The sequence below is a fragment of the Gordonia sp. SID5947 genome, assembly GCF_009862785.1.
Classification (GTDB): Bacteria; Actinomycetota; Actinomycetes; order Mycobacteriales; family Mycobacteriaceae; genus Gordonia.
Genome location: NZ_WWHU01000001.1, coordinates 1,906,718 through 1,929,668, shown reverse-complemented (window position 1 = coordinate 1,929,668; position 22,951 = coordinate 1,906,718). Strand labels below are relative to the sequence as shown.

Here is a 22,951-nt window from a genome sequence, read left to right as displayed (position 1 = left end):
CTTCCGCCCCGCCCGCTGCTCGCCCCGACGGCGAGCGCGCGGGGTGGTCACTCCATGCGGCGGTAGGGCTCGCAACCCGGGGGAGCCTTCGGCGCCTCCCGACGGATCAGTTCCGGGATGGGTTTGCTCACGGGTGCCGAGTCGAGGGTGAACTTCTCCCCGTGGTGGGCGAGATCGATCGGCGGGCCCGAGAGCAGCCGGTAGGTCGCCGTCTCCCGGTCGATGGCCACCACGATCTTCGAACCGCGGACCGACATCCGGAACGAGAGGTAGGACAACCGGTTCGGCAGGCGCGGCGCGAACGTGATCTTCCCGCCGAAATCGCGCATGCCGCCAAAGCCCGCGACGCAGTCCGTCCAGGCACCCGCCAGGGCGGCGATGTGCAGACCGCTCGAGACGTTGTTGTGCAGGTCGTGCAGGTCGGTGAACACCGATTCACACATCAGGTCGTAGGACAGATCCAGATATCCGACCTCGGCCGCGACCACCGCTTCGCAGCAGGCCGACAGCGACGAGTCGCGCACCGTGATCGGGTAGTAGTAGTCGAAGTTGCGGAGCTTCTGCTCCTGGGTGAACGACGACCCGAAGTTGTACATGGCGAAGACGAGGTCGGCCTGCTTCACCACCTGCTTGCGATAGAGGTCGTAGTAGGGATAGTTCAGCAGCAGCGGGTACTTGCCCACCGAGGATTCGAAATCCCATGCGCCGAGCAGTGTGAACGACTCGCATTGCTGGTGCACCCCGAGGTCCTTGTCGAACGGGATCGACATGTCGTCGGCACACGATTCCCAGTGGGCGGCCTCGGCGACGGTCACGCCGAGATCGCGCGCGACGTCGGGCCGACGATGCACGGCGGCCACTGCATCCCGAAGATTCTGCTGCGCAGCGAGATTGGTGAACACGTTGTTGTTCACCACGGCGGTGTACTCGTCGGGACCCGTGACGCCGTCGATGCGGAACTTGCCGTTGACGTCATGGTGGCCGAGGCCCGCGAACAGACGGGCGGTCTCCACGAGCAGCTCCACACCGCACTCGGTCTCGAACTTCTCGTCGTCGGTCGCCCGCAGGTACCTGGCAGTCGCATTCGCGATGTCGGCGCTGACGTGGACGCCGGCCGTGCCCGCGGGCCAGTAGCCGGAACACTCGTCGCCGTTGATCGATCGCCACGGGAACATGGCACCGCGCTGGCCGAGCTCGGCCGCTCGACTCTTGGCCTTGTCCATCGTGGCGTGGCGCCAACGAAGTTCTTCCCCGGCGGCCGCCGGGGCCGTGTACGTGAGCATCGGGAGGATGAAACTCTCGGTGTCCCAGAAGGTGTGGCCGTCGTATCCGGGGCCGGTGAGGCCCTTGGCAGGGATGGCACGGGACTGTCCGCGTGCGCCCGCCTGGAGAACGTGGAACAGCGCGAACCGCACGGCCTGCTGCAATTCGGGATCGCCGTCGAGTTCCACGTCGGCGTCGCGCCAGAAGTCCTCGAGGTAGTTGATCTGGTCGGCCTTCAGTGCCTCCCAACCGGTTTCCATCGCCATCGCGAGGGCGGCATCGACCTGAGCGCGCAGCGCGGGCACCGATCGGCGCGCCGACCAGCCGTACCCCATGAACTTCGTAAGTGAGATCTTGGTGCCCTGCGGCACGTTCGCGGCGACGGTGAGCCGGGCCAGGTCCGAGTCGGCACGGATGAAGGCGTCGGCCTTGTCGGGGAAATCGATCTCGTGGTCCATCCCGGCCGCCACGTGCAGACCTGACCGCTTGGTGTGGTGGACCAGCATTCCCCAGTAGTTGCGGCAGGCGGCGAGGTCGGAGACGAGCGGCTGGTCGAGTGCGGCGGCCAGACGCGGATCGTTCCCCGGGGCCGGGACCGGTTCGTTGGCGAGCAGGTCCGACTGCAGCACGAGCTTCATGTCCTCGCCGATCGGCTCCACCTCGTAGTGGATGGCGGCGATGGTCCGTTTGGTGAAGGACACCAGCCGCTCGGACCGGATACGGACCGTGCGGCCCGTCGGGGAGGTCCACAGGGTGTTCCGTCGTAGGGTGCCCGTGCGGAAATCGAGGATGCGCTCATGCTCCTCGGTGCGGCCGTAACGCAGATCCATCGGCTCGTCCTCGACGAGCAGCCGGATGATCTTGCCGTCGGTCACGTTCACCACGGTCTGCCCGGATTCCGGGTATCCGTAACCACTTTCGGCATACGGGAGACCGCGCAACTCGTAGAAGCCGTTCAGGTAGGTGCCGGGGTGATCGACCGGCTCGCCCTCCTCGAACGTCCCACGGAGACCGATGTGTCCGTTCGACAGGGCGAACAGCGTCTCGGTCCGGCCGAGGACGTCGACGTCGATGCCGCGCCAGCGCAGCTGCCACGGGTGGACGTCGAAACCGTGTTCAATCGCTCCCGGGTTCATGCGGGGAGCAATTCGTCGAGATCTTCGACGACGACGTCGGCGCCGGCCGCCCGCATCGCGTCTGCCTGTCCGCCACCGACCCTGTCGATGGCCACCACGTAGCCGAACTCGCCGGCCACCGCGGCCTCCACACCGGAGATCGCGTCTTCGAAGACCACGGCCTCCGCGGGCGTGACACCCATCAGTTCGGCACCGAGGAGAAACGAGTCCGGCGCCGGCTTCCCGGGCAATCCCCGTGACGCGGTCTCGACTCCGTCCACCCGCACCTCCACGAATTCGCTGAGGCCTGCGGCATCCAGCACGGCTGCTCCGTTCTTCGATGACGTGACGACGGCAATGCGTAGTCCGGCCTGCCGCGCCGCTTCCAGGTAGCGCACCGACCCAGGGTAGGGATCGACCCCGTCCCGCTCCAACGTCGCGGTGAAGAGCTTGTTCTTGCCCTCACCGATGGCGGCCAGCGTCTCGGCAGGCACATCGTCGATCTGGCGGGAATGCAGAAAAGCTCGCACGCCGTCCTCCCGGCGCCGGCCGTCGACGTAGTCGAGATAATCCTGTTCGGTGAACTCGGCGAAACCGTCGGGATCGCGTTCGGACAGGAACGCGTCGAACGCCTGCTTCCACGCATTGCGGTGCAGGACGGCAGTGGAGGTCAACACTCCGTCGAGGTCGAACAGCGCGACCGTCATGGCATCTGGCAATCCCAACACGGTTGGAACGCTACCTGTCCGAGCGGTGACTGGCGCGCCATGCGAGAGGTTCGTGTCGTCGTCGACGACGAGCCCGGGGCGCGCGCGGCGCGAAATGTGGTTGGCCATCGGCACACCCGTGGTCAAGATGGACGTATGACCCGTCGATTCGCCCAAGTGGATGTCTTCGCCTCGAGCCCCGTCGCGGGCAACCCGGTTGCCGTCGTCGTCGATGCCGATGGACTGACCGATGACCAGATGGCCGCCTTCGCGCGGTGGACGAATCTGTCGGAGACCACCTTCTTGCTACCGCCGGAGAGCCCCGGTGCCGACTATCGGCTGCGGATCTTCACCCCGGCCGGCGAGTTGCCTTTCGCAGGACACCCGACACTGGGATCGGCCCACGCCTGGCTGGAGTCGGGCGGGGAGCCCGCCGGAGATCAGATCATTCAGGAGTGCGGGGTCGGCCTGGTCCCGATCCGGCGCGAGGGGAACGGATCCGACAGCGCCGGTCCGGCGCCCGCCCGCCTCGCGTTCGCGGCGCCACCCCTGCGTCGGTCCGGCCCCGTGGACGCCGACCTGGTCGCCGAGGTGACCGCGGCGCTGGGCCTCGCGTCGGCCGACGTCGTCGATGCGCAGTGGGTCGCCAATGGGCCCGACTGGATGGCGCTGATGCTGTCTTCGGGTGAGCTGGTCGTCGAGGTCGAGCCGGACATGGCCGCCCTCGGTACGCACGAGGTGGGAATCGTCGGGGCCTACGCCTCCGGCTTGCCGGGCGAACCGGAGGTCGGATTCGAGGTTCGCGCGTTCGCTCCGGGCCAAGGGGTCGCCGAGGACCCGGTGACCGGCAGCCTGAACGCCGGTATCGCCGTGTGGCTGCGGCGCGACGGCCGTGCGCCCGCCTCCTATGTCGCCGCCCAGGGGACGGCGCTCGATCGTGCGGGACGGGTGCACGTCACCGACGACGGGACCGACATCTGGGTGGGGGGTGCGACCACCACGGTCATCGCTGGCACAGTGGTGCTGTGAGTCAGACGCCGGCGAACGCAGAGGCCGAGACCGAGAGCAACAAGGCGGCGCGCAAGCGTCGGCGGCGAGAACCGCCCCCCGACCCGACGCCGTTGCCGGGTCTTGTCGACGCCCACACCCACCTGGCTGCCTGCGGCGGGCGTGACCCGGCGGCCGTCGCCGCGATCCTCGACCATGCCGAGAGCGTCGGTGTGCACCAGGTGGTGACCGTTGCCGACGACATGGTCGATGCCCGGTGGGCGATGGATGCCGCGCACTGGGACGATCGGGCGTTCGCGGCCGTGGCATTACATCCCACGCATGCGGCCGAGCTCGACGACGGTGCGAAGGCCGAACTCGAACAGATGGTCGCCGACCCGAGGGTGGTGGCGGTGGGGGAGACCGGCCTGGACTACTACTGGCCAGGCAAGTCGGACTCGTGCGCGAACCCGATGGAACAGGCCGAGGCGTTCCGGTGGCACATCGATCTGGCCAAGCGGGTCGGCAAGCCGTTGATGATCCACAATCGTGAGGCCGATCGGGATCTGCTCGACATCTTGACCGCCGAGGGTGCGCCTGAGTCCGTGATCATGCACTGCTTCTCCGGTGACCTGAATGTTGCACGGGAATGTGTCGACCGCGGCTTCATACTCAGCTTCGCGGGCACCGTGAGTTTCGCCAACGCCGATGAATTGCGCGCCGCGGCCGAGATCGTGCCCGACGATCAGATCCTCGTCGAGACCGATGCACCCTTCCTGACGCCCCATCCCTACCGTGGCCAGCCAAATCAGTCGTACTGCCTGCCGTACACGGCCCGGGCGCTGGCGCGCGTCCGTGACGTCGACGAGGTGGAGATGGCCCGGATACTCGGCGCCAACGCGCGCCGGGTGTACCGGTTGCCTTTGCAGTAATAGCACCTGTTCGTTATCGTATTGTGATCCCGCTGCCATGGGCAGCGATTTCGAACGGGTGGGCCAGGGGGTCCGGGGGTTTGAGTCGCTTGTGCAGTGAGGACGTAGTTGTCCCCAACCAGGATGTTCATCTTGTCTGTTCTCGCGCGTATCAATCACTCACAGTCCACCCGTGCACGTGTCGCCGTCGGCGCAGTGCTGGCCACGCTCACCGCGGGTGGTGTCATGGGTATCGCCATGCACAAAGACGTGAAGATCAACGTCGACGGGCAGGTGAAGAATGTCTCCACCATGTCGATGTCGGTGGACTCGGTGCTGCGGTCGGCGGGCTACGAGCCCGCCGCAGGTGATCATGTGGTCCCCGGCCTCGGTTCCGGGGTCAGCGACGGACAGACCATCACGCTGAACCGTGCGAAGACCGTCACGCTCGAGGTCGACGGGGCGCGCAAGGAGATCCAGACCACGGCCTCCAGCGTTCCGCAGCTGCTCGCCGATCAGGGTCTGGCCACGGGTGCCAACGACACCAACTTCCCGCGGGCGGGCGCACTACCCGTCCACGGCGGCGTCATCGACGTCACCATGCCCAAGCGGGTCAATCTCACCGACGGCTCGATCAGCTACAAGCCTGTCGTCGCCGCGAAGACCGTCGGCGACCTGCTCGCCGAGACCGGCAAGCCGCTCGCCGGCGACGACAAGGTCGTCCCGGCGGCGGATACACCGGTCACCGCGAACATGAAGATCAAGGTCACCCGCATCCGCACCATGGATTCCACCGTGACCGAGCACGTCGCGCCGCCCGAGGTCAAGAAGGAAGACCCGACGCTGATCCGCGACGAAAAGGTCGTCCTCAAGCGTGGCAAGCCGGGTGAGCAGAAGGTCACCTACAAGCTGACCATGGTCAACGGCAAGGTGGTCAAGCGTGACAAGGTCGACTCCGAGATCCTGACCGCCCCCTCGCGGCCACCGTGAAGATCGGGACCAAGGAGGGAGCGCCTGCGGTGCCGGATGGCTCCGTGTGGGACCAGCTCGCGCAATGTGAGGCCACCGGCAACTGGGCGATCAACAGCGGCAACGGTTTCTATGGCGGCGTTCAGTTCGACCAGAACACCTGGGAGCGATGGGGCGGTCTCGAGTACGCGCCGCGTGCCGATCTCGCGACGCGCGAGGAGCAGATCGCCGTCGCGTCGAAGACCCAGGCCGCACAGGGGTGGGGCGCCTGGCCGTCCTGCTCCTCGAAGCTGGGCCTGAACTGACCGACGACCCGCCGCGGCTGCTCGGGCCCGCACAGATCCGTCGGCTCGCGGCCGAACTCGACATCCGGCCCACCAAGACCCTGGGCCAGAACTTCGTCCACGACGCCAACACGGTGCGACGCATCGTCGCCGCATCGGGCGTCGGCGCCGACGACACCGTCCTCGAAGTGGGCCCAGGCCTCGGGTCGCTGACGCTGGCGCTGTTGGGTGTCGCCGGTCGCGTGAGCGCGGTCGAGATCGACCCGACGCTTGCCGGCCGGCTTCCCGCCACCATCGCGGAGTACGCACCCGCGCAGGCGGAATCCTTCGAGGTGATCACCGCGGACGCGATGTCGGTCGTGCGGGACGATCTCCCGTCCGCCCCGACCGCGCTCGTCGCCAACCTGCCCTACAACGTCGCGGTGCCGGTACTGTTGCACCTTCTGGCCGAATTCCCCAGTATCACAACGGCTTTGGTGATGGTCCAGGCCGAGGTCGCCGATCGTCTCGCCGCCGGACCCGGAACGCGCGTCTACGGCGTGCCGAGCGTCAAGGCGCGTTACCACGGCACGGTCACCCGCGCGGGTGCGGTCGGGCGCAACGTGTTCTGGCCCGAGCCCAAGGTCGAGTCCGGTCTGGTACGCATCGAGCGCACCGACACCTACCCCGACGACGCGGCGCTCCGCGCGACCGTGTTCGCGGTCGTCGATGCGGCGTTCGCGCAGCGCCGGAAGACCTTGCGGTCAGCGCTGGCGACCTGGGCGGGCAGCGCGCCCGAGGCCGAACGTCGACTGCGTGCGGCCGGTATCGACCCGGGATTGCGCGGCGAACGTCTCGACGTCGACGACTTCGTCCGACTGGCGTCGGTCGAGTGACCGCGGGTCCCCGCCACGAGCGCCACGAGTCGCGTCCGCCCGGCGGCCTGCGCGTCCGTTAAGCTGGTTACCTGTGTCTCGAGCCTCGTTGTCGGTGGTGTCCGAAGCGGTCACCGTGCGTGTCCCGGCCAAGGTCAACCTGTACCTCGGTGTCGGCCCGCTCCGCGACGACGGCTATCACGACCTCGTCACCGTCTTCCAGGCCCTGTCGCTCTGCGACGACGTACGGCTGAGCCCGGCCACCGAACTCCGCGTCGCCACCACCGGTGAAGGTGCGGCCGACGTACCCGCCGACGGCACCAATCTGGCCGCGCTGGCGGTTGCCGAGGTGGCGCGGCGGGCCGGACGGACACCGAAGGTCGCGATCGACGTGACAAAGCGCATCCCGGTCGCCGGTGGGATGGCCGGCGGCAGTGCCGACGCCGCGGGTGCTCTGGTCGGCGCCGACAAGCTGTGGGGCCTCGACCTCGACCGCTCCGAACTGTCGGAGATCGGGGCCGGGCTGGGCAGCGACGTGCCGTTCGCCCTCCACGGCGGGACGGCGCTCGGTACCGGTCGCGGTGAGCAACTGATGCCGATCCTGGCGCGCGGGGAATTCCACTGGGTGCTGGCGATGTCGAAAACCGGGCTGTCCACGCCTGCCGTGTACCGCGAGCTGGATCGGTTGCGGGAGAGCCGATCTGATTCCGATGTGGTCGTCGAGCGTCCGGATGAGTTGATGGCTGCGCTGACCTCCGGCGACCCCGCGTGGTCGCGCCGTTGCTGCGCAACGACCTTCAGCCCGCTGCGCTGAGTCTGCAACCGGCCCTGCGCCGTACCCTGCGCGCCGGCGTCGATGCCGGCGCCTTGAACGGGATCGTCTCCGGCTCCGGACCGACGTGCGTCTTCCTCTGTGCCGACGAGGATTCGGCGGTCGACGTCGCGGCCGAACTCTCGGGGGCCGGTGTCGCGCGGGCCGTGCGGACCGCCAGCGGGCCGGTGCCCGGCGCACGCGTCCTGACCGACTAGGTGTAGGAGGCCAACGCGTGGCTCACGCCGGCGGGGCGGCCTTCTCGTCGGGGAGAGTTTCGGTATAGGCGAGGCGGGGTGGTCGTCGATGGCTGCGGCCGAGCGCTGCGAGATGCGGTGTGCCGGCGCGGCGACCGATCTGGATTCCGTCCTCGTCGATCTCGAACGCGGTCCGTGGGGCGGGCCACTCATGATGTGCGACGGTGGCGGTCGCTCAGCGCGACTCCAGAGCAGAGCACGCCGACGAGCACGAAGACGGCACCAGCAGTGACGAACAATCCGGCCGATCGCGGCGCGAAGCCCATGGACTCGGCCGATCCAGCAATGGCGGCGACGATCGCGATGCCCAGCGCGCCGCCGGTCTGGCGGGCCGTGTTGCCGGCGCCGGAGGCCAGGCCCGGTGTCTCCGGTGTCACTTTCAGGGCCGCCGCGACGATCGCGGGCGTGAGCACGCCCAGCCCGGCGCCCCACAAGGTCAGATAGAGGATCAGAGCGATGTATCCGTTTCCGGTGCTCATGAGGGTGGCGGCGATGCCTGTCATCCCAGCACCGGCGATGACCGCACCGATTGCGCTCGCGGGCCATACGCCGATGCGGGTGGCGAGCCGCCCGGCCGGCGCCCCGAGCAGCGGTAACGGCAGCATCGCGGGGAGCGTGAGCAGTCCTGCGACCAGCGGGTTCAGCCGATCCACGTCTTGGAAGACCTGAGTCAGCAGGAACAACCCGCCCAGGGCGCACAGGTTCATCAGGCCTGCGGCGAGCGACGCCAGTCCGAGCATGCCGCGGGCAGGTCGGGGCACGGGCAGGAGCGGGTGCGTCGCGCGCCGCTCGGCAAGGCGGAAGGCGAGCAGCGCGCAGACTGCCATAGCCGTGAGGATCACGGTGGGGATGAGTGAACTCGGGGCCTGGATGATCGCGGTGACCACACAGGTCAAAGTGGTCACCAGCAGCGCGGCGCCTATCCATTTCACGCTCTGCTTCCGCTTCGATCGCGGGTCGGTGCGTCGAAGCCGGATGACCGGTACGAGCGCCGCCGCGATCACCGGGACCGAGGGCCAGAACACCGCGCGCCATCCTGCGGCCTGAACCAGGAGTCCGCCGACGACCGGGCCGGCAGGGAGAGCGGCACCGCCGACCGCGGCCCACGTTCCGACGAGACGGTTTCTCGACGTCTCGTCGGGGCTGGTGTCGACGAGGAGCGCGAGCGTGCCCGGCAGCATGAGGGCCGCGCCGATGCCCTGGACCGCACGGGCCGCGACCAGCGCGCCGATGGTGGGGGCCAGCGCACACAATGCGGATGCTGCGCCGAAGCCGACCATGCCGAGCAGCACGACTCGACGGTGGCCGATACGATCGCCGATCGCACCGGACGCCAGCAAGAGAGCTGCCAGAGGAACTGAGTAGGCGTCCACCGTCCATGCCGGCCCGGTGCTGCCCGCGTGCAGCTCGTCGCCGATCTGTGGGAGTGCGACGTTGACGACGGTCACGTCCAGTAGGACGAGGAAGTAGCCGCCGCACAATGCGAGGGTCAGGGGCCGGCGAGAACGATTCGAAGCCATACACCGATCGTTGACTCGGGACGTTTCAGCCCGTGTCGAAGTATTCGGTTCGTAGCATCGAGTCATGAGCGACAACAGAGCGGCACAGGGCGAGCCGGACATCGCCGACGTCGCTTCGGCGTTTGCCGACCCCCGGCGTGCGCGGGTGCTGATGGCGTTGGCCGACGGACGCGCCCTTCCGGCCGGGCGGCTCGCCGAGGAGGCGGGAGTGTCCGCGTCGACGATCAGCAGCCACTTGAGCGTGCTGTCGCGCCACGATCTGGTGGCAGTTGAGCAGCAGGGCCGTCATCGCTATTACCGCCTGGCAACGAGTGACGTCGAGGGGGTCCTCGAGGCCCTCGCCAGGCTCGCGCCCCGGACCCCGATCACGTCGCTGCGCGCCCATACCCGCGCCCACGCGGTCCGGACCGGCCGCACCTGCTACCGCCACCTCGCCGGACAAGTAGGTGTCGACCTGTTTCAGCGTTTCGTCGGTGCGGGCTGGATCACGGGCGGTGACGGCCTCCATCACCCCGAGGTCACCGGCGACCGGCTCTCCTCCACCGGGAAAGGAGATCAGTACCGGCTTTCTGTGGCCGGGGCGGAGGCATTGTCGGCCTGGGGCATCGAGTCCCGACTAATGTCGACATCGCGTCCGCTGCGCTACTGCGTCGACTGGACCGAGCAGGCACACCACCTCGCCGGCCCACTCGGCACGGCTATCACCGAACGGCTCTTCGACCTCGGCTGGATCGTCCGGAACAGGGTCCCACGCAGCGTCGACATCACCAGCGAGGGAGAAGCGCGACTCGCTTCGTTGGCGCCACCGGCCTCGAGTCCCATCGAGGCCTCGACCTCGCGTGTCGACAACCGCCTGGCCGGCGACCACCAGGTGCCGTCGGCGGTCAGCTTCCGAAGACGTTGATCGCGTTGCCGTAGGCGCGCAGCTGTGCGATGGACCCGTTGTATCGGTTGAGGTCGACACGGGTCGGCACGCCAGGCAGCCGACCGGAGTCGGTGAACTGCCAGAACCTCCAGGTACGCCAACCGCCGCGCGGCATCTCCGGTGCTCCGCGCCCGTTGTACGAGGCGATCCAGAGCGGGTGGTCGGCGAACTCGCGGGTGGCGCCCATCGCGGTGTTCCAGAATCGCGGATAGGTGTAGAGAATCGTCTTACGGCCGGTCAGCGGTTCGAGTACGGCAAAGAACTCCCGGACCCAAGCGGCAAGCGCACGAGGACCGAGACCCCCGGAATGTTCGAGATCGAGTACGGGTGGGAGATCGAGGATGCCGTTCTGTCCGAGCACGATCGTCGCGTAGAAGACGGCCTGCTCAGCGGCGGACCGCGTCGGATCCGCGTAGTGGTAGGTGCCGCGGACCAGACCGGCGGCGCGCATCGCGAGGCTGTCCTGGACGAAGTACGGATTGACGTACCACGTGGATTCGGTGGCTTTCACCATCGCGAGTTGCTGTCCCGACGCACGGACCGCGAACCAGTTGATGGATGCATTGCCGGGATGCTGGTGGCTGGAGACGTCTGGGCCCACCTGAGGCGCCCCCACGGCCGTCGGGGCCGAACCGATCGCGCCGACGAGACCGACGGCGCAGGCGATGAAAATGGTCATGATCGATCGTCGAAGGATCACGGCTACACGCTAGGGGACACACGCCGACCTCGCAGTCCGATTCGACACTTCGATCGCCCTTCGCCAGCCGAACCCCCGCCGACCGGGCACACCTCCTCACCGATCGGGCACAGTATCGCCGGATCGTTCGAGTCCACGCGTCCGAAGTACCCACCGCGTGAGTCCAGCGCATTCGCGATCGCAGTGACGTCGCGCATCTCGTCGTGGGCGCGCGGTTCCGGAGTCGAGTGAAGTTCCACGCCGTCGAACCGGTGGGTGGACGCACCGTCGAAGTGTTCGGCCGACAGCCCACTGTGCTCCGATGCCGCGCGTAGAGGTACGACGCACCGCATGCCGAACCGGCTTCACCCGGTTGCGCGATGCGGAAGATCGGTGGATATTGCGCCCGATCGGCGGGCAGGGGAGCTCGCGGTGGCGGCGCGGGCGGGCCGACGACCCGTTGCTAGGGTTTACCGAGTGGCACCTTCGAATCCGTCCGCGCTGATCAACGCGGACCGCATCAGCAAGAGTTTCGGTATCAAACCCTTGCTCGAATCGGTGTCTCTCGGGGTGCACGAAGGCCAGCGGATCGGTGTCGTCGGCCTGAACGGCGGTGGCAAGACGACTCTCCTCGAGATCTTGGGTGGCATCACCGAGCCCGACAGTGGTCGGGTGTCCCGCGCCGGCGACGTCCGCGTCTCGACGGTGACCCAGCGTGGCGAGTTGCCGGCGGGTGCGACCGTCGCCGAGGTCGTCGTCGGCGGACCGGAGGTGGCGACCCACGAATGGGCGGGCGACCCGCGAATCCGGGGCATCCTCAACGGAATCGGTATCGACGGGTTGCTCGACGCCCGGGTCGACGAACTGTCCGGCGGCCAGCGACGGCGTGTCGGGCTCGCCACCGCCCTGGTGTCCGAGTCGGATCTGCTGATCCTCGACGAGCCGACCAACCACCTCGACGTCGAGGGCGTCCAGTGGCTGGCCGACCATCTGATCGCACGCCGGAGCGCCCTGATCGTCGTGACGCACGACCGTTGGTTCCTCGACACGGTCGCCACCCGCACCTGGGAGGTCCACTCGGGCCGTGTCGACGAGTACGAGGGCGGCTACAACGACTGGATCTTCGCCCGGGCCGAGCGTTCTCGGTTGGCCGACACGATGGAGGAGCGACGACGTAACCTCGCCCGCAAGGAACTCGCCTGGCTGCGTCGCGGGCCGCCCGCCCGAACGTCCAAACCGCGCTATCGCATCGAGGCAGCCGAACGCCTGATCGCCGACGTCCCGCCGCCGCGCGACACGGTCACGCTCTCGGCCTTCGCCAAACGCCGGCTCGGCCGGGTGGTCGTCGAACTCGAGGACGCGCGGGTGGCCACCCCGGCCGGCGATGTGCTCCTCGACGATCTGACCTGGCGGCTGGCGCCCGGTGAACGGATCGGGCTCGTGGGGGTCAACGGTTCCGGCAAGACGACCCTGTTGCGCGCGCTGGCAGGAGAACTCGACGTATCGCCCGGGCGCCGGAAAGAGGGCACGACCGTGTCCATCGGATGGTTGCGCCAAGAACTCGACGACCTCGACGAGAACCAGCGGCTGCTCGACGCCGTGGAAGCGGTTGCGACGCGGATCGTGCTGGGAGACAAGGAAGTCTCCGCCAGCCAACTGGCCGAGCGCCTCGGCTTCACGCCGGCCCGCCAGCGGACGCCGGTGGGCGATCTCTCCGGTGGCGAACGCCGTCGACTGCAGATGACCCGGGTGTTGATGGCCGAACCCAACGTGTTGCTGCTCGACGAGCCGACCAACGATCTCGACATCGACACCCTTCAGCAGCTCGAGGATCTGCTCGACAACTGGGCGGGCACCCTGGTCGTGATCAGTCACGACAGATATCTGATCGAGCGGATCTGTGACAGTACGTGGGCGTTGTTCGGCGACGGCGCGCTCACCAATCTGCCAGGCGGGATCGAACAGTACCTGCGTCGGCGTCGTGAGATGGCTTCTGCCGCACCGAGACGCGGCCTCCCTCTCGCCCCGGACCCCTCGGCTCCGGCCGGGGCCGGCCAGGCGCCGGCGGTCAGCGCCGCCGAACACCGGGAGGCGCGCAAGGCGATGAACCGGCTCGAACGTCAGATCCAGCAGTTCGACAAGCGTGAGACCGAACTGCACGAGCAATTGCTCGACGCGGCAACCGATCCCGAGAAGCTGATGGCGCTCAACGCCGAACTGAAAGATGTCGTGGACGCCAAGGAGACGGCCGAGGCGGAGTGGCTCGAGGTCGCCGAAAAGGTCGAGTGATGGACGCCGACGGCGACGTCTTGCTACGAACGTCAGGCGCCGCCGCGCGGGTGAGTCCGCGCGGCGGCCGCCTCACGTCCTTGCGTCTCGCGGACGTCGAACTGCTGCAACAGGGCGAGCCCTACGGATGCTTCCCGATGGTGCCGTGGTGCGGTCGGATGAGGGACGGAATTCTCGACTTCGACGGCCGTCGTCACCAGTTCGAACGCAATGACCCTCCGCATGCCCTGCACGGGATCGTTCGCGATCACCGGTGGGAGGTCGACTCCATCGTCGAAGACAGCGTGACGCTGGTTCGGCATCTGGATCCCCAGTGGCCGTACCAGGGCACGGTGACGCAGGATTTCGCGCTCGAGCCCGGGCGATTGTCGATGCGGCTACAGGTCTCGGCCGCCGATGAACCCTTTCCCGCGCAAGCGGGTTGGCATCCGTGGTTCCGACGGTACCCGGTGTCGGGCGAGTCCGGCCCTCTGACGGTGGAGTTCGCGCCGGCGTGGCAGGAGGAACGCGGTCCCGACTACCTGCCGACCGGCACCCGACTCGCTCCGCAGGCACCGCCGTGGGACGACTGCTTCGGCATGCCCTCGGGCGTGGATGTGGCGCTGACCTGGCCCGACCTGTTGCGGCTACGGATACGCAGCGACGCGGAATGGGTGGTGATCTTCGACCACCGGCCGTTCGCGATCTGCGTGGAGCCGCAGTCCGGGCCGCCGGATGGACTCAACACGATGCCTCGGGTCGTGGCACCGGGACGAGATCTGGTGATCACCACACACTGGACGTGGTGAGAAGCCCCGGTCAGAGCAGATGAGCGCCACGTCCCGGCCGCACCCGACGGACCGTCGGGGCGGGGTGTCCGGCATCGGTGATCGCTTTCGGCAGGTCAGCACAGATACGTTCCGCTGCGGGCGCGGGCGCGAGCGCGATCACCGATCCGCCGAACCCACCGCCCGTCATCCGTGCGCCATGAGAGCCGAGTTGCTGTGCGATGGCCGCGATCAGGTCGATGTGCGGGGTGGTGATCTCGAAGTCGTCGCGCATCGAGTCATGAGAGGCGTTCATGAGTTCGCCCGCCGTTGCGAAGTCGGCAGCGGCAAGTGCTTCGGTTGCCGCCAGGACCCGCGCGTTCTCGGTGAGGATGTGCCGGGCCCGAGCCCGGTTGTGTCCCTCCGGCAGCCGTCTCCACGCGTCGTCGTCCGCTTCGCGCAACGATGCGACGCCGAGTTCGGCGGCGGCGGCCTCGCACGACGCCCGGCGCGCCGCGTACTCACCTGCCGCGTGTCGGTGGGGCGCGTGGGAATCGATCACCAGCAACTGTGCGGACTCGTCGACCGGCAGCGGGACAGGTTCCACCTCGAGTGACCGGAAATCGATGAGCAGGGCCGTGTCCTGCTGTCCGAACAGACTCGACAGCTGGTCGAGCAGGCCCGTCGGGGCTCCGGCGTAGTCGTTCTCCGCGCGCTGCGCGAGTCGCGCCAGTTCGTGGCGGGAAAGTTCGAGATGTGCGGTCATCGCCAGCAGCACAGCACATTCGAGCGCCGCCGACGACGACAGGCCCGCGCCGACCGGAACCGTGGACCCGATCCGGAGACGTCCGCCGGGTACCTCGTGACCCGCGGTTCGGAGAGCCCAGATGCAACCGGCGATGTATGCGCCCCAACCGGATACGTCTCCCGGTGCGGTGTCGGGGCCGATGGTGACCACCTCGGGCTCACCGTCCGATTCCGCGACGACGGTGCCGGTGCCGGGGTCGGGCTCGAAGTCTGCGGTGGTGCCGAGGTCGAGAGCGATCGGCAAGGCGAAGCCGAGGTTGTAGTCGGTGTGTTCGCCGATCAGGTTCACCCTTCCGGGCGCATAACTCCGTATTCGACTGTCGCTCATGCCATCGCCTCGCGCAGGTCCGCGGCCACGTCCTCGGGTGTCTTGTCGGTGACGAACGCGTCGCGGCCCGACTCGGAACCGGCGAGGTACTTGAGCTTGTCGGCGCTGCGCCGCACGGAGAAGAGCTCGGCGTGGAGGTAGCCTTCCGCCGAATCCTCACGGTACTGATGCCACGAGGCGATGTAGGGCAACGGTTGACCGTAGAGCGCGTCGTAGGCGCGCAGCACCATCAGGTACACACGTGCCAGATCGTCGGCTTCGTCGTCGGTGAGTTCAGAGAGTCGACGGACGTGGCGCTGCGGGTAGATGTGGACCTCGGCAGGCCAGCGGGCGGCGAAAGGGACGAAGGCCACGGTGTGCGCGGTCTGGACGAGAATCCGCTCCCCGCTGCTCATCTCCGCTGCGAGGATCGACTCGAACAGGTCGGTTCCGGTCGCCTCTCGGTGGGCGGCTGCGGTGCGCAGCATGGTCTCGGTCCGGTGCGTGCGAAACGGGTACGCGTAGATCTGACCGTGCGGGTGTGACAGGGTCACCCCGATCTCCTCGCCCCGGTTCTCGAAGCAGAAGACCTCTTCGACGCCGTCGCGGGCGAGCAGATCGTCGGTACGTTGGGACCAGACGTCGACCACCAGCCGCGCGCGCTCGGGAGTGAGTCCGGAGAATGAACCCTCGTGATCGCTGCTGAAACAGACCACTTCACAGCGGCCGTACCCGGGCGCCTCGACGGCGAGATCCCCGGAGCGTTCGGGCAGCTCGAACCCGCTGCCGGCGTGCGCAGTTGCCAACGACGGAAAGCGGTTCTCGAACACCACCACGTCATAGTCGTCGGCGGGGACCTCGCTGGAGCGCCCGGACGGATCCGGACACAGTGGGCACATCCGTCGCGGCGGTTTGTAGGTGCGCTCCTGCCGGGCGGGGGCGACCATGACCCAGTCGCCGATCTGCGGGTCTCGGCGGATGCGAGTGGCCGAGTCGTCCGGGCGTGGCGGCAGGTCGCGACGGTCGATGCCGGGCGCCGGTGGGTTCTTCGCGGTGGAGAAGAAGAGGATCTGCCGGTCGTCTGCCAGGGACGCCTGCTGCGGCGTCGGCAATCGTCGACCTACCGTGTCGGTCCGTGCGGGATCGCCGGTCGTGTCATGTGAGGTCATCGAGGTCTTCCTTCGGCGATGGTGAGCACCGTGAGGTCGGCGAGTTCGGTGCGGGCGACCGTCGGCAGACCGTCGTCGGTCACCAAGCGGTCGATCTGGTCGAATTCGGCGAACAGATGCGCGCCGATCTCGTCGTACTTGGTGTGGTCGGCAAGGACGACCGTCGACCGCGCCGTGCTGAGGAGCTTCCGATTCGTCTCGGCCTCACCGAGATTGGGAGTGGTGAATCCTGCGGTCGGATCGATTCCGTGCGTCCCGACGAAGGCTCGGTCGGTGCGGTAGCGCTCCAGCGCGGAGTTGGCGATCGGCCCCACGAGGGCATCCGACGGCGTCCGTTGTCCGCCGGTGAGTTGCACACTCGCGGCGGCGAGGTAGGAATCCGAGGGGTCGGTCAGCAGCTGGAAGATGGACACCGAGTTGGTGACCACTGCAATGTCACGTCCGCGGAGCAGCCGGGCGAGCTCCAGGGTCGTGGTGCCTGCCCCGATCGCGACGGTCATGCCGTCTTCGATCATCGGCAACGCGGCCCCTGCGATGGCGCGCTTGGCATCCGGCTCGCGGGCCGCCTTGAGTGACGAGGGCGGCTCGAGCCCGCGTCCTGCCGGCTCGCCATCCATCCGGACAGCGCCACCGTGGACCTTGCTGAGTTCCCCGTCGGTCTCGAGCTGATCGAGATCCCGGCGGATCGTCATCTCGGAGACACCCAGTTCGGCGGCGAGGTCGGCGACCCGTACCGCGCCCCGGGAGACCACGGCGGCCAGGACGTGTCCCCGGCGCTCCGCTGCAAGCATGGCGAGATATTAGCAGGAACGAACCGAAACGAACATCTAGTCACAATTCCGCACGAGCGTGGTGTTATCTTCTGTTAGTTTCTGACAGTCATCGACATGCCGAGCGCAACAAGGGGGTTGCCGTGAACCTGGCATCCGACTCCATCCTCCGGTTGAACACCGGGGTGATGGACTACGTCCTCATCGCCATCTACTTCGTGTTCGTGCTGGGGATCGGCTATCTCGCGCGCAGCCAGATCGCGACCAGCATGGACTTCTTCCTGTCCGGCCGTCGCTTGCCGGCCTGGGTCACCGGTATCGCCTTCGTGTCGGCCAACCTCGGTGCGGTCGAGATCATGGGCATGTCCGCCAATGGCGCCCAGATCGGTCTGGCGACCATGCACTACTACTGGATCGGCGCCGTACCGGCGATGGTGTTCCTGGGTCTCGTGATGATGCCCTTCTACTACGGCTCGAAGGTCCGCAGCGTCCCCGAGTTCATGCGTCGCCGGTTCGGGACCGGCGCGCATCTGGTCAACGCGCTCAGCTTCGCGGTGGCCCAGGTGCTCATCGCCGGTGTCAACCTGTTCCTGCTGGCGACCGTGATCAACGCGGTACTCGGGTGGCCACAATGGATCTCGCTCATCGTCGCAGCGGCGGTGGTGCTCACCTACACGGCGTTGGGCGGTCTGTCGGCGGCGATCTACAACGAGGTGTTGCAGTTCTTCGTGATCCTCGCCGCGCTGGTTCCGCTCACCGTCATCGGTCTGATCAAGGTCGGCGGTTGGAGCGGTCTCAAGGACAAGGTGATCGACACCCATGCATCTGACGGGACGGTGACGGCGACCGTGGGCGAACAGTTGTCGTCCTGGCCCGGACAGGCGTTGAGCGGATTTTCGTCGCCGGTCTGGTCGGTCGTCGGCATCGTGTTCGGCCTCGGATTCGTGTTGTCGTTCGGGTACTGGACCACGAACTTCGTCGAGGTGCAGCGGGCCATGGCGTCGGATTCGATGTCGGCGGCGCGGCGCGCACCGATCATCGGCGCCATCCCGAAGATGTTCATCCCGTTCGTGGTGGTCGTGCCCGGCATGATCTGCGCGGCGGCGATCGGCGACATGATCCACCTCAAGAACACCGGCTCGGGCAACGGGATCACCTACAACGACGCCATGCTGCTCATGATGCGCGACATCTTGCCGAACGGTCTGCTCGGCGTCGCGGTCGCGGGACTCATCGCATCCTTCATGGCAGGCATGGCGGCCAACGTCTCCGCCTTCAACACGGTGTTCAGCTATGACATCTGGCAGCAATACGTGGTGAAGAACCGCGAGGACAACTACTACATCACGGTCGGGCGGATCGCGACGGTCGCCGCGGTGGTGCTGGCGATCGGAACCGCCACCATCGCATCGGGGTACTCGAACCTGATGGATTACCTGCAGACGCTGTTCGGCTTCTTCAACGCGCCGTTGTTCGCCACGTTCATCCTCGGCATGTTCTGGAAACGGATGACTCCGACCGCCGGCTGGGTGGGCCTCGTCAGCGGTACGTCGGCGGCGGTGGTCGTGTTCATCCTGCAGGAGACGGGCGTGATCAACCTGCCGGGGCAGGGCATGCCCTTCGTCGCGGCATCGATGGCGTTCATCGTCGACATCCTTGTGTCGGTGGGTGTTTCGTTGGTGACACGGCCGAAGCCCGAGTCCGAGCTGAAGGGCTTCGTGTACTCGCTGACCGACAAGGCGACGTTGAAGGGCGATGACAGCTCCACCCCATGGATCGCGCGGCCGGTGCCGCTCGGCGCCCTGGTGATCGGGCTCGTCATCATCCTCAACATCGTCTTCCACTGACCCGACAGACCAAGGAGCGTTCACCATGAGCGACAAGAAGACCCGAACCTTCGCGCGGCTGTTCGACATCCGCAACATCGTCGGTGCCCTGATGGGGATCTACGGTGTCGTCCTGCTGATCGCCGGGCTGCTGCCGTCCGCGGCAGAGGCGGGCGCCGCCTCCACACAGCGATCGACCGATCCGATCGACATGTCGGTGGGCAGCGGCGCCAATCTCTGGGTGGGGGCGGTGCTGCTCGTCGTCGCCCTCGTCTTCGTCGGATGGGCGGCGTGGCGGCCGCGGTCATGACGCGCGACAACTGATCGGCGACCGATGATCGGTACCGGTTCGCCGGGCCGATCATCGGTGGTCAGCGCAGAATCGCCCCGTTCACCATCGTTGCGATGGCGATCGCGCCGGCCTGGTTGATGTGGTACGGGTACGCGATCCGGTTGGAGAGGGCGCTCTCGTACCACGGGTCGATCACGTTGCACGGGTCATGGCCCGCCGACCGGCGATTGGCGTCGACGAAGGTGCCGCCCACCTTGGCGGTGGCGCGACGAAGCGCATCCCCGGCCCGGTTGAAGACCTCGTTCATCCAACGGACGTCGGGATCGCTGATGGGCACCATCGGCCAACAGCCGTGGTTGCCCATGAATCCGCCGATCCCGACGACGATGATCTGCGCCCGTGGCGCCTGTTGACGGATCGCGCGCAGAGCAGGGGTCACCCGGTTCTCCATGCGGGCGATCCGCCAGCGTGCCTCTCCGGCGAGTCTGCGATTGGACCGGCAGAACCGGTCGGTGAGCGGGGCCGTGGTGCACTTGCCCAGAATCGCACCCCACCGCATGTCGTTGCCGCCGATGCTCACCGTCACCACCTGGGCGTCCCTCGGCACCATGCGCAACTGCGGTGGTTTGACCCCGGCGTTGGTCCGTTGCCCGACGGCATACAGGTTCGGCGCCTGGGCGCCGGCACACGATGTGTCGACGAAGTGCCGGGGCCGTGTCAGCAACGCCACGATCGCCGGGTAGTTGGCCGCCGACCGTTTGCAACCGAGGAAGTAGTCCGGCGTCGGCGTGAAGAAGCCCCCGGACGCCCGGGAATCGCCCATCGCCACGTAGGTCCCGTTGGTGTACCTCACGGGTGTCGCCCCCGGCGCGGCCTGGGCAGATGGCGGGGTCACGAGGCCCGTCACCGCGATTGCAACCACTGCAACGGCGATCAGGACTGCTGGACCACCACTGAACACACGCCAACTCACCGGCACACCTCACAACGACAATCGCTCTCTGCGGTGCACTCCACCGCAGGTCCCCAGGGATTGTATGCGAGGTCACACAAGTGAGTGGCGACTAGTCGAAACCTGGGCACGATCACACCGGGCGGTTCTGGTCACATCGGCGGGCGAAATCACCGATCAGGGAGGCCGTCCGGTTCGGCTGGATCAGCGGAAACAGATGCGCGGCGCGGGGGATGACCTGGAGCTGGGCATGCGGAGAGACCGATGCGAAGCGCTGCTCGTGGAGACGGAACTGGTCCCAGCCGCCGTTGATGAACTCGATCGGTCCGGGATACCGGGCGACCTCGGCGAGCGCATCGAACCTCGACAGCTCGTCGACGACGTCGCGGATCGAGTGGAGCGCCAGGCCACCTGCCTCCATGTCCTCCGCGACGCGCGTGCCGACCGCCACCCGTGTGAGCCCTTTGCTGATGACGGCAGCCTGGCGGGGGAGGAAGCCGGTGGCCGCGCCGAACGCGCGGAACGGGGCCGCGAAGAGCCGGCTCGGCTGCGTGGTCGCGCACATCGCGGCCAGTCCCGCGACTGCCTCGGGGTGGCGGCCGGCCACTGCCATCGAGACGTATCCGCCCAGTGACATCCCGGCCACGACCGCCGGCGCCCCGACGTCGTGCACGGTGTTCACCACCGCCGTGACGGCGGCGTCGATGGTGAAGGTCTCGTTCGACCGGGTGCCGTGACCGGGCAGGTCGGGGGTGCGGACCGGCCGGTCGGTGATCCCCGCCGCGATGCGGTGCAGCGCCGCCCCACTCACCCGGAGGCCGTGGACAAGGACGACGGGAACCGGCGGCACCTCACGCGATGGGCTCATCGGCAGTCAGTATGCCCGCCACCGCCCGCCTTGTCGCGGTCAGGAAACGAGGGGCCACAGCTCCTGATCACCGCGCAGGCACCTCGACGGTCCGGTCGATCGCGACGCGGTCGAGGAAGCCGGTGTCGTGCGAGACCACCAGCAAAGCGGCCGACCACTCGTGGACTGCGGCCGCGAGCTCTTCGATGGTGTCGATGTCGAGGTTGTTGGTCGGCTCGTCCAGGATGAGAAGCTTCGGGGTCGGGGTGGCGATGAGTTCGGTGGCCAACGCGACCCGCAGTCGCTCCCCGCCCGACAGTTCGCACAATGCCCGATCTGCCCGGGCGCCGCGGAACAGGAATCGTGCGAGATGCGCGCGAACATCCTGCACCGGGATGTCGGGGTGCGTGTCCATCACGGCCTCCGCGATGGATCGACGGTCGTCGCGGAACGTGATTCGTTGCGGTACATACGCACACGGCACCAGCACACGTCCCGTCGCGATCAGGTCGGAGATCAACGTGGTCTTGCCGGATCCGTTTGGTCCGATCAACGCGACACGTTCGGGGCCGTCGATCCGTAGCCGTTCGTCGTCGATCACCTGTGCGCGCGAGGAGATCTCGACCGGTGGCATGGTGATTCGTGCCGTGCGGTCGTCTCGGATCTCACCGCGTGCCGCGTCCAGACGTGATGCCGCGGTGGAGACATCGTCACGATGTGCGTTGCGCAGCTTGCCGGCCGACACTTGGGCAGCGTCTCGGCGGAGGTGGGCGATGATCTTCGGCACCCGCTTCTCCCGCTCTGCCGTCGCCGCGGTGCGTGCACGGCGATCGAGCTTGATCTGGGCGTCGACCATCTCGCGACGCTGCTTGCGCACGTCGTTCGCAGCGGTCGCGACCGCTGCCTCTGCCGACTCCTGCTCGGCGTCGAGGGTGTCGCGGTACAGCGAGTACGGACCACCGAAAAGCCGGATATCGCCCCGGTAGAGCTCGAGGGTGGCATCCACCCGCTCGAGGAGCTCGAGGTCGTGGCTGACCACCACCACGGTGCCCGAGAACTTGTCGATCACGTCGAACAATCTTGTGCGCGAAGCACTGTCGAGGTTGTTTGTCGGTTCGTCGAGGAGGAGGATCGCGGGCCGGCGAATCAGCTGCGCGACGATCGCGAGAAGGGTGGCCTCGCCACCGGAGAGTGCGCCGATCCGCCGGTCGAGCTCGGCCGGTAGGCCGAGCGCGGACAACTGTCCGGCGGCCCGGTCCTCCACGTCCCAGTCGTCACCGACGATGCCGAAGTCCTGCTCGTCGACGGAGCCGGCCTCGATCCGCCGTAACGCGCAACGGATCTCGTCGATGCCGAGGACGGCGGCGACGTGCAGGTCGGGATCGTCGTACGGGTGCTGGCCGACCATCCCGACTTCGCCACGGACCGCCACACTGCCGCGCTGAGGAGTCAGATCTCCGGCGACGAGACGCAACAGAGTGCTCTTTCCCGCGCCGTTGGCACCGACGAGCGAACAGACGGCAGCGGGAACCGTCAACGAGATGTGCTCGAAGACGGCGGTGCCATCGGGCCACGTGAATGACACGTCGGACAGGGTGATGGAGGGGCCCGGCTGTGGGCGCGACGATGAGGATGCAGTCATGCGGCGACTCCTGAGGTGGTGG

General features: G+C 67.6%; 18 protein-coding genes and 2 pseudogenes. 10 read left to right on the top strand and 10 right to left on the bottom strand.

Annotated features, from left to right (window positions below; genetic code table 11):
• Positions 1–47: 47 nt before the first annotated feature.
• On the bottom strand, positions 48–2,399 hold the full coding sequence (locus tag GTV32_RS08920; protein ID WP_161059857.1) for a glycoside hydrolase family 65 protein: 2,352 nt from the start codon (positions 2,397–2,399) through the stop codon (positions 48–50).
• On the bottom strand, positions 2,396–3,106 hold the full coding sequence (locus GTV32_RS08915; protein ID WP_161059855.1) for a beta-phosphoglucomutase family hydrolase: 711 nt from the start codon (positions 3,104–3,106) through the stop codon (positions 2,396–2,398). The genes GTV32_RS08920 and GTV32_RS08915 overlap by 4 nt, the downstream gene beginning before the upstream one ends.
• Positions 3,107–3,241: 135 nt before the next feature.
• Between GTV32_RS08915 and GTV32_RS08910 the strand changes: the two genes are divergently transcribed.
• From GTV32_RS08910 to GTV32_RS08890, 5 genes and pseudogenes are all read left to right on the top strand, one after another.
• On the top strand, positions 3,242–4,114 hold the full coding sequence (locus GTV32_RS08910) for a PhzF family phenazine biosynthesis protein (RefSeq protein WP_161059853.1): 873 nt from the start codon (positions 3,242–3,244) through the stop codon (positions 4,112–4,114).
• Positions 4,111–5,004, top strand: coding sequence for a TatD family hydrolase (locus GTV32_RS08905; protein WP_161059851.1), 894 nt, complete (start codon positions 4,111–4,113; stop codon positions 5,002–5,004). The genes GTV32_RS08910 and GTV32_RS08905 overlap by 4 nt, the downstream gene beginning before the upstream one ends.
• 123 nt (positions 5,005–5,127) lie before the next feature.
• Positions 5,128–6,257: pseudogene (locus tag GTV32_RS08900) on the top strand (transglycosylase family protein).
• A complete protein-coding gene (gene rsmA / locus GTV32_RS08895) occupies positions 6,221–7,111 on the top strand; it encodes a 16S rRNA (adenine(1518)-N(6)/adenine(1519)-N(6))-dimethyltransferase RsmA (protein ID WP_161062420.1) in 891 nt (296 codons plus the stop codon). Before GTV32_RS08900 ends, rsmA begins: the two are co-directional and overlap by 37 nt.
• 73 nt (positions 7,112–7,184) lie before the next feature.
• Positions 7,185–8,119: pseudogene (locus GTV32_RS08890) on the top strand (4-(cytidine 5'-diphospho)-2-C-methyl-D-erythritol kinase).
• 188 nt (positions 8,120–8,307) lie between these two features.
• On the opposite strand, the gene GTV32_RS08885 reads toward GTV32_RS08890, so the two are convergent.
• Positions 8,308–9,678, bottom strand: coding sequence for an MFS transporter (locus GTV32_RS08885; protein ID WP_161059849.1), 1,371 nt, complete (start codon positions 9,676–9,678; stop codon positions 8,308–8,310).
• A gap of 64 nt (positions 9,679–9,742) precedes the next feature.
• Here GTV32_RS08885 and GTV32_RS08880 point away from each other — a divergent pair, with 64 nt between their 5' ends.
• Positions 9,743–10,582 (top strand): helix-turn-helix transcriptional regulator, encoded by an 840-nt coding sequence (locus tag GTV32_RS08880; protein WP_161059848.1) that lies wholly within the window; start codon positions 9,743–9,745, stop codon positions 10,580–10,582.
• Here the strand turns inward: GTV32_RS08880 and GTV32_RS08875 are convergent.
• On the bottom strand, positions 10,563–11,282 hold the full coding sequence (locus tag GTV32_RS08875; RefSeq protein ID WP_161059846.1) for a glycoside hydrolase family 25 protein: 720 nt from the start codon (positions 11,280–11,282) through the stop codon (positions 10,563–10,565). The genes GTV32_RS08880 and GTV32_RS08875 overlap by 20 nt on opposite strands.
• Before the next feature lie 477 nt (positions 11,283–11,759).
• Here GTV32_RS08875 and GTV32_RS08870 point away from each other — a divergent pair, with 477 nt between their 5' ends.
• Entirely contained in the window at positions 11,760–13,571 is a 1,812-nt protein-coding gene (locus tag GTV32_RS08870; protein WP_343287262.1) for an ABC-F family ATP-binding cassette domain-containing protein, read from the top strand.
• Positions 13,571–14,359, top strand: a complete 789-nt coding sequence (locus tag GTV32_RS08865; RefSeq protein WP_161059842.1) for an aldose 1-epimerase — start codon at positions 13,571–13,573, stop codon at positions 14,357–14,359. Before GTV32_RS08870 ends, GTV32_RS08865 begins: the two co-directional genes overlap by 1 nt.
• A gap of 10 nt (positions 14,360–14,369) precedes the next feature.
• Here the strand turns inward: GTV32_RS08865 and galK are convergent, their stop codons facing one another.
• Genes galK through GTV32_RS08850 form a run of 3 tightly spaced genes read right to left on the bottom strand, consistent with a single transcriptional unit; the run spans position 14,370 to position 17,391 of the window.
• Positions 14,370–15,452 (bottom strand): galactokinase, encoded by a 1,083-nt coding sequence (gene galK / locus GTV32_RS08860; RefSeq protein ID WP_161059840.1) that lies wholly within the window; start codon positions 15,450–15,452, stop codon positions 14,370–14,372.
• On the bottom strand, positions 15,449–16,600 hold the full coding sequence (gene galT / locus GTV32_RS08855) for a galactose-1-phosphate uridylyltransferase (protein ID WP_161059838.1): 1,152 nt from the start codon (positions 16,598–16,600) through the stop codon (positions 15,449–15,451). Before galT ends, galK begins: the two co-directional genes overlap by 4 nt.
• Positions 16,597–17,391, bottom strand: coding sequence for a DeoR/GlpR family DNA-binding transcription regulator (locus GTV32_RS08850; RefSeq protein ID WP_161059835.1), 795 nt, complete (start codon positions 17,389–17,391; stop codon positions 16,597–16,599). The genes galT and GTV32_RS08850 overlap by 4 nt, the downstream gene beginning before the upstream one ends.
• Positions 17,392–17,513: 122 nt before the next feature.
• Between GTV32_RS08850 and GTV32_RS08845 the strand changes: the two genes are divergently transcribed.
• Positions 17,514–19,217 carry a sodium:solute symporter family protein gene (locus tag GTV32_RS08845; RefSeq protein ID WP_161059833.1) on the top strand — a complete coding sequence of 568 codons (1,704 nt, stop codon included), beginning with the start codon at positions 17,514–17,516 and terminating at the stop codon, positions 19,215–19,217.
• 25 nt (positions 19,218–19,242) lie between these two features.
• Entirely contained in the window at positions 19,243–19,506 is a 264-nt protein-coding gene (locus GTV32_RS08840; protein WP_161059831.1) for a hypothetical protein, read from the top strand.
• Between the two features lie 61 nt (positions 19,507–19,567).
• Here GTV32_RS08840 and GTV32_RS08835 read toward each other — a convergent pair whose 3' ends face one another.
• The 3 genes from GTV32_RS08835 to GTV32_RS08825 form a co-directional block, all read right to left on the bottom strand.
• Positions 19,568–20,410, bottom strand: a complete 843-nt coding sequence (locus tag GTV32_RS08835) for an SGNH/GDSL hydrolase family protein (RefSeq protein ID WP_343287444.1) — start codon at positions 20,408–20,410, stop codon at positions 19,568–19,570.
• Between the two features lie 163 nt (positions 20,411–20,573).
• A complete protein-coding gene (locus GTV32_RS08830) occupies positions 20,574–21,308 on the bottom strand; it encodes an alpha/beta hydrolase (RefSeq protein ID WP_161059827.1) in 735 nt (244 codons plus the stop codon).
• 67 nt (positions 21,309–21,375) lie between these two features.
• Positions 21,376–22,929 (bottom strand): ATP-binding cassette domain-containing protein, encoded by a 1,554-nt coding sequence (locus GTV32_RS08825; protein WP_161059825.1) that lies wholly within the window; start codon positions 22,927–22,929, stop codon positions 21,376–21,378.
• Positions 22,930–22,951 lie beyond the last annotated feature (22 nt).